The following is a 9197-nucleotide window of genomic DNA, read 5'->3' as shown; positions in this document are numbered from 1 at the left end:
CCCCTGATGATGTACCGAGTGTAAGGGGAGACATCATGCGGTTTTGCGTTAACTGTTGGAACAAACTACCTATGGTGCCGAGTGTTCCACCAACCAGAATCGCCATCACTAAACGAGGTAAGTTGACATAGATTAATGCCATCAACTCGAATGAATCATCGACCATTTTATTGAATGTAACGATGTCACTGATCTGTGAGGCTTGCTGGAGCAACTCACCAATAGGGCCAAATTCAGACTGACCTAACCATAAATGAATAAGGGCGGCGATAAATAACGGCGCTCCCATCATCAAACCACTGGATTTCATTACTGCTCCGCTAGCGTCAACAACGATTGCGCCATAGCTTCTGCGTTATACAAAATAGACATAGCACCGCCGTAGCTCCAACTTGCTGCTACAGGGCTAAATTGACCATCGCGAACAAAGGGCATGCTCTTCCAAACCGGAGAGCGATCTAACTTGTCTTGATATGGGAAAGGTTCAAAGTACAGCGCAATGCCACCCTTAACGTTCTTAAGCTCAGTCATACGCTTTTGACTGATGCCCCACTGACTCACAGGAAGATCCATCGCATTTTCGAAGCCTAGCTGCTCAAGCGCATATTGAGGAATCGAGTTATCACCGTAAATGTATACCGAAGTGGTACTCGCAAAACGGAAAGAGGTCACTTTCGGTTTGTCTCCCGGATACGCTTTATCTAGTTCAGCCTTAAGAACATCAAGACGCGCATCCATCGCAGCGAGTTTCTTGTTCGCTTGTTCTTCTTTACCAAGCAATTGGCCTATCTTCTTGAAGTTCTCAATAGCAGCTTCAGCATTACTGTGCTGTTCACTGTATGTTTGGTAGTAAAGCACGGGGGCGATTTCAGAAAGTCGTTCCTGAAGATCTTTCTGGGGTGACGCGATAAGAATCACGTCTGGGTTGAGCTTCTTAAGTGCAGAAAAGTTAGGTTCAGTTCGAGTACCAATATCCGCCACGCCTTCTGGTATCGCAGGTTGCACAACCCAATCGCTATACCCTGCAATATCAGGTACTGCGACGGGTGTTACACCGAGTTCAATCACTTGTTCAGCAATGTCCCAGTTCAATGCGGCCACTCTAACGGGTTGAGCTTCAAGGGTTTTATCCCCCTCGCTGTCTTCAACTTGGTAATTAGCCATTGCATTAAACGATAAAGCACTCGCTAACATCGTTAGAACGAGCCTTGTATTCAAGTTTTTTGCTTTAGAAAAATGAGAAGCTATTGGTTTTAAGCTCATATATTTGCCTACTTAATCTAAATTCGATATTTGCTACAAACGACAAAAGCAGCCCAGGAAAGGCTGCTTTAAAATTAGGAACGCTAACTTAGTTAGAATTCATAGTTCACGCTTAGCTCTACAGACTGCTCAGCACCGAACCAACAGTTCGATTGGTCGTAACACGCGTAATATTCTTCGTTGAAAATATTGTTCACCGCTAGGTTAGCAGTTGCACCAGATAGTATGTCGCTGGCTGCGCCTAAATCATAACCCACCGACAAATCAACAACCGTGTAAGACGGTACTTTGCCTTGCGTGTTGCTTGCATCCATTTGCATTTCGCCTACGTAACGAGCGCCTGCACTGAATCGTGAACCCGCTAGCATGCCGTTAAATACGTTGTAGTTAGCCCACACATTAGCCGTATGTTCCGGTACATAGATCGGTGTCGTACCCTCTAAACCGTTACTAGAGTCTTCAGTGATTTCCATGTCAACATACGTGTATGCAGCCGCAATATCGAAGCTTTCTGTCGCGAACCAACGTCCTGATAGTTCCGCACCTTGCGATACCACTTCACCCACTTGGATTCTTGGGCCATAAACGTTAGTCGGGTCTGTCATCAACATGTCTTGCTTAACGATATGGAATAAAGAAACCGTTGCTTCTTTCGACATATCGTCAGACAGGTATTTCACACCAATCTCTGCTTGTTGTGCGTTCTCTGGATCAAACTCATTGCCTGCTTTATCAACACCCGGAGCTGGTTCAAAGCTCGTCGCATAGCTTGCAAACGGTGCTAAACCATTATCAAACTGGTACAAACCACCTAAACGGTAAGTGAACTGCTTGTGATCAGATTCATGAGCGTAGTAATCACTCTCAGATTTGTAGTGATCAAATCGCGCACCGGCAATCAGTACTAATGCATCCAGACGAACTTGGTCTTGAACGTAGAACCCCAGCTGGCTTGACGTCGTGTCATCTAGATATTCACCCGTCTTAGTCACATCACTGCGGTCTAGTAGATCATTGTTCGGATTCAACGGATCAAAGCTATTAAACCCGCTGCCATTCGCACTATACGATGAGTAGTTAACATTACCGTCTAGATCTTGGTAATCGATACCAAGCAACAAGTTATGCTCTACTGAACCAACATCCACAATACCGCTCAATTGGTTATCAATAACAAACCCTTTAAAGCTCTCATCGGTAGAGTACAAGTATCGATCCAGCTGATTAGGTGTGCTTGGGTCGTAACTCACATGATAAGTGTTCTCTTGGTATAAAGAGGCATCTGTATAACGAGCGTTCTGTAGGAATGTCCAATTGCTATTAAACTCATGGTTGATCTTATAGCCGACCATAAGAACTTCACGCTCAAACTTGCTCCAGTTCTTATCACCCATAGAAACCGATGGATCGCTTGCTTTCAACACGTCTAGTGGCATTGACGAGTTGATACCCATTGAAGGATCATTTTGGTAGTACAGGTTGAAGTTAATCAACGTACTGTCTGTTGGTTGCCAGTCCACAGAAGGAGCAATTAAGTAACGCTCTTCTTCTGCATTATCAACTTGACTGTCCTGCTTACGAGCAAGTGCGATCAAACGGTAAGAAAAATCGCTATCACCAAACTGACCAGTAGTATCGATCGAAGCTTCTTGTAAATTACGTGAGCCTGTCGCAACGCCAACTTTAGTCGACGGCTCCGTTTGTGGCGCTTTAGCGATCATATTCACCATACCACCCGGTGGCATCGCGCCATAAAGTACAGAAGTAGGCCCTTTGAAGATCTCGACTTGCTGCATTGCAATCGGATCTATCTGTGGTTGTAGGTTCCAACCATTTAAGAATTGAAGCGAAAGACCATCGTAGTAGTTAACGTTATTCGTGCTAAAACCACGAATAGAATAAGAGTCAAACATTGCTACCGAGCTACCACGGTTTTCAGTTACAACACCCGGTGCATAACGGAGGGCTTGATTCAGAGATTGAACACCACGTTGCTCTAACTGTTCTTCATCAATAACGGTAATACCTTGAGGCGTTTCTTCTGGCTCAAGTGCCGACTTAGTCGCGGTATTACGATACGCTTTGCCCATAATTGTGACAGTTTCTACATTCGAATCTGCCGCTGTAACGGTTTCTTCCGCCAACGCTTGCGCTGAAAATGCAGTGAGCAATGCAACTGCAAGTGATGAATACTTAAAACGAGTGTGAGTGGTCATGATTCCCTCGGTACCAATGCTTATTGTAAATAGTAATAAATCTCATTTGCATTGTATGTATCTATAAAAGGGATAATTAACAATTTGGTGCAAGTTCACGAAGAACTTGGCTGATTTATAACAAAAAAAGGTCAATTGATGATTAAAAACACAATTGACCTTATTGAGTAAGAGGCTTTACAAAGAATACGTAAAACACAGATATGACTACGATTTAATAATGGGAACCCAGTATTCCATAACTGCATCTGTGGCATGAGCTTGATAGGCTAATGGGTATACTTCGAGCTCATAACCATCCACACCTCGATAGCCAGAACTCGGTAGCCAGTTAAGTACAAACCAACTCAGAGTGTGTCTAAGGTTCTCAATCGGACCACAGTGTTTGACCACGGCATAGGTTTGCTTTGGAATGGTTAATACGTCTAACTTATCAGAGATAATGCTCGGCAATTGAGGAATTGAAATCTCATCATTAAGCTCTACTCCCGCCCAATAGTGAATATTGGTACCATCAAAGCAAGCCTGAGTGAGATCAACCACACCAATGAACTGATAAGCATTGTCGTCAGGAAGCGTCACTTCCCCTTCTAAGCGTGACCACAATTGGGGGACTTTCTCTGCAAAATCTTGTGTCAGTGAAAACAAGCCACTTATTTCTGAAGTCATACCTTTAACAAGGAATGACTCTCTTTCATCAATGCGTACCTCAACAAAACTGAGTGAACCGTTATCAGCAGCGCTTACCGTTTCAGATACTTGTATCGGTTTTCTAAGCCCTGCTCTTTTGCCCGCTTTTCTATACTGACTAGGGCTGGAGCCAAACATCTGCTTAAAAGAACGACTAAAGCTAATTTCTGAATTGAATCCGAGTTCAAGTGCGATATCGATCACTCGCTTTTTGCTGTCCAACAGTTCTTCAGCCGCTTGGCTTAGCTTTAGCTCCCTCACGTAGTTTGCCACGGTCAGTCCCGTTTCAGCTTGAAACACTCTTTGCAGCTGCCAGCGAGACCAACAGCTCTGTTTCGCAATATCTTCTAGCGATAGTGCCGAGCTAAGGTTCGCATGGATATAAGCCAATACGCGGCTGATACGGTCAAATGCAGGAGTGTTCATAGTCACGCTTTTATAATCTCGATAGTGGTAACAATTAAGTCTATACAGGAATACTTTTTAACATTTAAAGCGACTTTTATCACTTAATAATGGCCAATACGCATTCAATTTATAAATTTTTTAAACCAAGAGTTCTCCGAAGAGATGCACCATTTTGTATGGTTATCGTCAATGAGGTTCGCTATGATAACGCAACTGATTATCATTTAATGGTTTAAAATGCTTTCCCAGCTGCACAATATTGCCACTCGTCGTAGAGCCCCTTCTCTACACCAGAAAATCTTCGCTTATTCAAAACAGATTACCCCTTATTTAAGCGGCAGTTATGGTTCTCTGAGCAGCAAAAGTATCGCTATCACAAATGATAAAAGCCATATCGAAATAAAGCGCGTTTACGATGGCTTAGCGGAAAATCATTCTGAGGCAGGTAAAGCCTATTGGTTAACCCGAACCTGGGATCTAGTTTGTTGGCAGCCAATCTACGTCACCTTCGTTTCTATCTATGGCCTTCATTCATTGCCAGATATCAAGAATATCGGTCAATTTAGGTATAAAGAGTTCGTCACAGGATACCGTTTCTTTAATGGTGATCACCAACACGGTACACCAGAAGAGCTAATCCCACATGCGGGTCAAGCCATACTGGAGCTTACAGAGTTTTTCCGCAGCCAGATTAGTGAGTGGACACGCATTCGCACGGGATTTACCAACCATTTGCTCGCGGATCTACTGCTGGGTTGTTTGATCAAACTGCAACAGCGCGAACAAAGCCTGAATAATGAGTACATCACTGAGCAAGCAAGGCTATGGTTGGCAGCGTGCCAGTTACCAGAAAGCCACTTAGACAGCCTCAAAATCGACGATACTACAGGGTTGCTTAAACTCGTTAGAGTCAGCTGTTGCTTAGTCTACAAGTGTGACTCTAGAAAATATTGCGACGATTGCCCTAGACACCCAGACAATAAGAAAACCGCTTAACACTATCACTTAATCTAAAAATCTAGGACTGACATGTTTCAGCTTTCAAATATAAAAATGGTCCGTGACGAGCGCACTATTCTCTCAATTGACGAGCTTTCTATTCCAACCAATGAGCTTACGGTCGTTCTTGGTCACAATGGTTCTGGTAAATCGACGCTGGTTAACTTGCTCTCTGGTCAAATGGCACCAGATCACGGCACAGTAAAGCTGGATGGTGCTTCTATCTCTTCTTTCAAAAGCAAAGACTTAGCCAAGAAGATTGCGTATTTACCTCAAAAGCTCCCAGCTTCGGCAGGCTTAACGGTCGAAGAATTGGTTCGTTTAGGACGTTTTCCTTGGCGAGGCGCGTTTGGTCGTTGGAACGCTGAAGATCAATCCATTATCCAACAAGCTATGGATAGAACAGGCGTTACCAAGTTTTCACAAGCTTTAGCGGATGACTTATCCGGCGGTGAACGCCAACGAGCGTGGGTTTCAATGTTGCTTGCTCAACAGTCTCCGGTATTGATCCTCGATGAGCCAACATCAGCACTGGATGTACATCACCAATTCCAACTGATGGGTTTACTGTCTGAGCTGAACAAAAAGGAAGACGTTGGTGTTATCGTGATTCTTCACGACTTAAATCTTGCACTGCGCTACGCGACACACATAGTCGCTCTAAAGAAAGGTAAGATCGCCTTTGAAGGCAGCGCTGATAAGTTACTTAATGAACAGGCCTTGTCTGATCTCTATGAGTCCCCTATTCGACTGATCGACCATCCGGTTCCAGCTAAGACTGCAGCCAGTGAGAAAGTCGCCGTGGTTTGCGAATAGCAGATCTTTGGGCAAGTTAAACCAAAGCGTTGAGCATTAAAAAGGCCATTGAAATTCTTCATTTCAGTGGCCTTTAAGTTTAGATTCGATAACTCATTTAACTAGCTAAGCTGAGCGTCTCTGGCTTCTTGGCTACTAAAGCCACGTAAAATATTCAATAACGTAATCGCGGTGAATAACGCGATGACCAATGACAAATGCCACGCTTCGCCAAGGCCAAGTTTAACCAACCCCATGCTTACCAACGAAGACACAACCATTTGGCCGCCTCCCGACATCGCAGCTGCTGCACCTGCGTTCTTTTTGTAAGGCAACATCACCAAGGCTTGTGCACAAGGTAACGCGATGCCATTCCCCAGTATCATCAAAAACTGACCTAGCATTAGATAGAGCGGCTCAAGTGGGCAGAAGAACAGCCACAACGCTGCCGAAATGTGTAACACAGGCGTGCATAACAGTGTTTTCTTATTACCTAACATTGGACGGATACGGTTACACAAACTTGTCCCGCCAAGCATACCCAACGCAGGAATAACCGCCCACATCGCGTATTCATCGGATGTCATTCCTATTTGGTTCTGCATGATGAATGGCATCACCGATACTGTGGTGATCATGAGACTAAAGTTAAGCCAGCCAATGCTCGCAAAGCTCATAAAGTAGCGAGAAGTGAGTAGCTCTTTGTATTGCGATGCCATTTTCTTCGGTGAGGGAATCGGCGACATCTGTACAACGGTTTCTTTGAATTTAAACGCCAATACGACCCAAGCTAATGAGACATAGCCAAGCAGCGAGATGAACACCATACTCCAGCCAAAGTGGAAGTTGATAAAGCCACCAATGACGGGGGCAATAAGAGGTGTAATCGACGCAACCATCGCAATGTAAGACATCGCTAATGGTAAGTCAGCACCGTTGAATCTGTCTCGTGTGGAAGCGCGAGCCAGTACAGCACAACAGCCCGTGCCTAATCCCTGGAGGAATCGTCCCATCACCATACTGGTAAAAGAGTGGCTGAAGAAGATGATCATCAGCAAACCAAGCATGGCGAGTAGTAAGCCACTCAATAGTACCTTTTTACGCCCTAAAGCATCTGAAATTGGGCCATAAACAAACTGCGAAGGTCCGAAACCTAGCAGGTAGACACTCACTAACAGCTGGGCTTGTTCTAGCGATACATCAAAATCCTTTGCAATCCAGGGTAAAGAAGGAAACACCAACCCCATACTGAGTTGACCGATACTGATGACCAAACACGCCAGTAAGATCGACTTAAAATCAAATCGACGGCTCATGAGGCTGTACACGTAGTTAAAAGGTTTGGTTTATCAACCTCACAACATAGAGATATAGAAGATAGAGAGAATGTTGCAGGTATGATATTCATGGTGCTCCGAAAGGATCGATTGGACTGTCGCAGAGTAAACATACGTTAGCTCGTATCACCATACAACACTGGCTGGACTAAATATGTGAATAGTCACTTTTCACACACCTTAACTTTCCGCCTATCGCTGACACACGCTAGACTAACACTAGATCGCAACAATGAAGGGACTTCAATGAACACTTATCACCGTATCCTCACCTCAGCTTTGATACTTGTTGTGTCTGGTCCCCTTGCCTCAACAACAGCCTTTGCTTGGCAAGCTGAGAAGATAACCGATGGACTTGTGATTCCATGGGGACTTGCCTATGTAGACGAAGGATCCATGCTAGTCACAGAAAAAGAAGGTGTGATCAAACATGTTGATCTGAAAACCGGTGACCAGAGCACACTGTTCAGGCTTCCCAATGTGTGGGCAAAGGGTCAAGGCGGAGCGTTGGATATCACCTTTTCGCCCTTTGAAGAAAACAGACTCTATATCACTTATAGCAAAAACATCGATGATGAAGGAGTAACCACTCTCGCTTCTGCTGATTACCAAAATGGTGAAGTGTCTAATTGGCAGGATGTATTCGTTTCAGAATCGAGAACCGACACAGGTCGTCACTTTGGAAGCCGCATTACCTTCGATGATAACCACATCTACTTTTCCATCGGCGACCGTGGAGATCGAGATAACGGTCAAAATACCTTAACTCATGCCGGTTCAGTATTGCGCTTGAATGCAGACGGAAGCACACCAAGCGACAATCCATTTGTAAACAACGACAAGGTTCTCAACGAAATCTGGAGCTATGGCCACCGAAACCCGCAAGGACTGTTCTACGACTTCCCAAGTCAAAAGCTGTGGTCGATTGAGCATGGCCCACGTGGTGGTGATGAAATTAACCTAATAAAAGAGGGAGCCAACTACGGATGGCCTGTCACATCTCATGGTAAAGAGTATTGGGGACCAATCAGCGTTGGTGATTCGGAAACTAAAGAAGGCATCGAAGCACCTAAAAAGGTCTACATTCCTTCAATAGCCCCTGGCAGCTTAGTGGTTTATCAAGGGGATAAGTTCCCAGAGCTCAAAGGAAACCTATTAGCAGGCGCACTTAAACTTACCCATATCAATGTGGTAACGGTCAATGAGCAAGGTGATGCGACTGACGAGCAACGTATTCTAGAAGACCTAGGCGAAAGAATCAGAGACATCGAAACCTCGCCAGATGGGGATATTTTCTTCAGTACTGACAATGGCAACCTCTATCGCCTAAAAAGGTAGCAACTCCGTTAAGACAATCAGCACAAACATTAGATGATTTTATAAATAAAGCCGTTAAATACGGGGCTTCAGGTCAATTTAGCGGCTTTCTTTTCCGAAAGCACAATATGTAAAAACAGTGCAACCACTCTAATTTTGTCATCAAAATTAC

Annotated in this window: 8 protein-coding genes; 3 read left to right on the top strand and 5 right to left on the bottom strand. The window is 44.4% G+C overall.

Translation table 11 applies throughout. The features are described 5' to 3' along the window. The 4 genes from BCT81_RS08940 to BCT81_RS08925 all read right to left on the bottom strand — a co-directional run. A partial coding sequence (locus BCT81_RS08940) for an iron chelate uptake ABC transporter family permease subunit (RefSeq protein ID WP_157938865.1) occupies positions 1–310 on the bottom strand: 310 nt, incomplete at its 3' end. Continuing rightward, complete coding sequence (locus BCT81_RS08935) at positions 310–1263, bottom strand: iron-siderophore ABC transporter substrate-binding protein (RefSeq protein ID WP_102423898.1); 954 nt, start codon at positions 1261–1263, stop codon at positions 310–312. The genes BCT81_RS08940 and BCT81_RS08935, both read right to left, overlap by 1 nt. A gap of 92 nt (positions 1264–1355) precedes the next feature. Further along, positions 1356–3479, bottom strand: coding sequence for a TonB-dependent siderophore receptor (locus BCT81_RS08930; RefSeq protein WP_102423897.1), 2124 nt, complete (start codon positions 3477–3479; stop codon positions 1356–1358). A gap of 207 nt (positions 3480–3686) precedes the next feature. Beyond that, positions 3687–4595: an AraC family transcriptional regulator gene (locus BCT81_RS08925; protein ID WP_102423896.1), complete on the bottom strand. Its 909-nt coding sequence runs from the start codon at positions 4593–4595 to the stop codon at positions 3687–3689. A gap of 219 nt (positions 4596–4814) precedes the next feature. Here BCT81_RS08925 and BCT81_RS08920 point away from each other — a divergent pair, with 219 nt between their 5' ends. Beyond that, positions 4815–5573: a siderophore ferric iron reductase gene (locus BCT81_RS08920; RefSeq protein ID WP_102423895.1), complete on the top strand. Its 759-nt coding sequence runs from the start codon at positions 4815–4817 to the stop codon at positions 5571–5573. Between the two features lie 33 nt (positions 5574–5606). Next, on the top strand, positions 5607–6392 hold the full coding sequence (locus tag BCT81_RS08915; RefSeq protein ID WP_102423894.1) for an ABC transporter ATP-binding protein: 786 nt from the start codon (positions 5607–5609) through the stop codon (positions 6390–6392). A gap of 101 nt (positions 6393–6493) precedes the next feature. Here BCT81_RS08915 and BCT81_RS08910 read toward each other — a convergent pair whose 3' ends face one another. Next, complete coding sequence (locus BCT81_RS08910) at positions 6494–7687, bottom strand: multidrug effflux MFS transporter (protein WP_102423893.1); 1194 nt, start codon at positions 7685–7687, stop codon at positions 6494–6496. A 267-nt stretch (positions 7688–7954) separates the two neighbouring features. Here BCT81_RS08910 and BCT81_RS08905 point away from each other — a divergent pair, with 267 nt between their 5' ends. Next, complete coding sequence (locus BCT81_RS08905; RefSeq protein ID WP_102423892.1) at positions 7955–9046, top strand: PQQ-dependent sugar dehydrogenase; 1092 nt, start codon at positions 7955–7957, stop codon at positions 9044–9046. Positions 9047–9197: the final 151 nt, after the last annotated feature.

Source organism: Vibrio sp. 10N.261.52.A1 (genome assembly GCF_002876325.1).
GTDB classification, from domain to species: Bacteria; Pseudomonadota; Gammaproteobacteria; order Enterobacterales; family Vibrionaceae; genus Vibrio; species Vibrio chagasii.
This window is presented reverse-complemented; position numbering and strand designations above follow the sequence as displayed.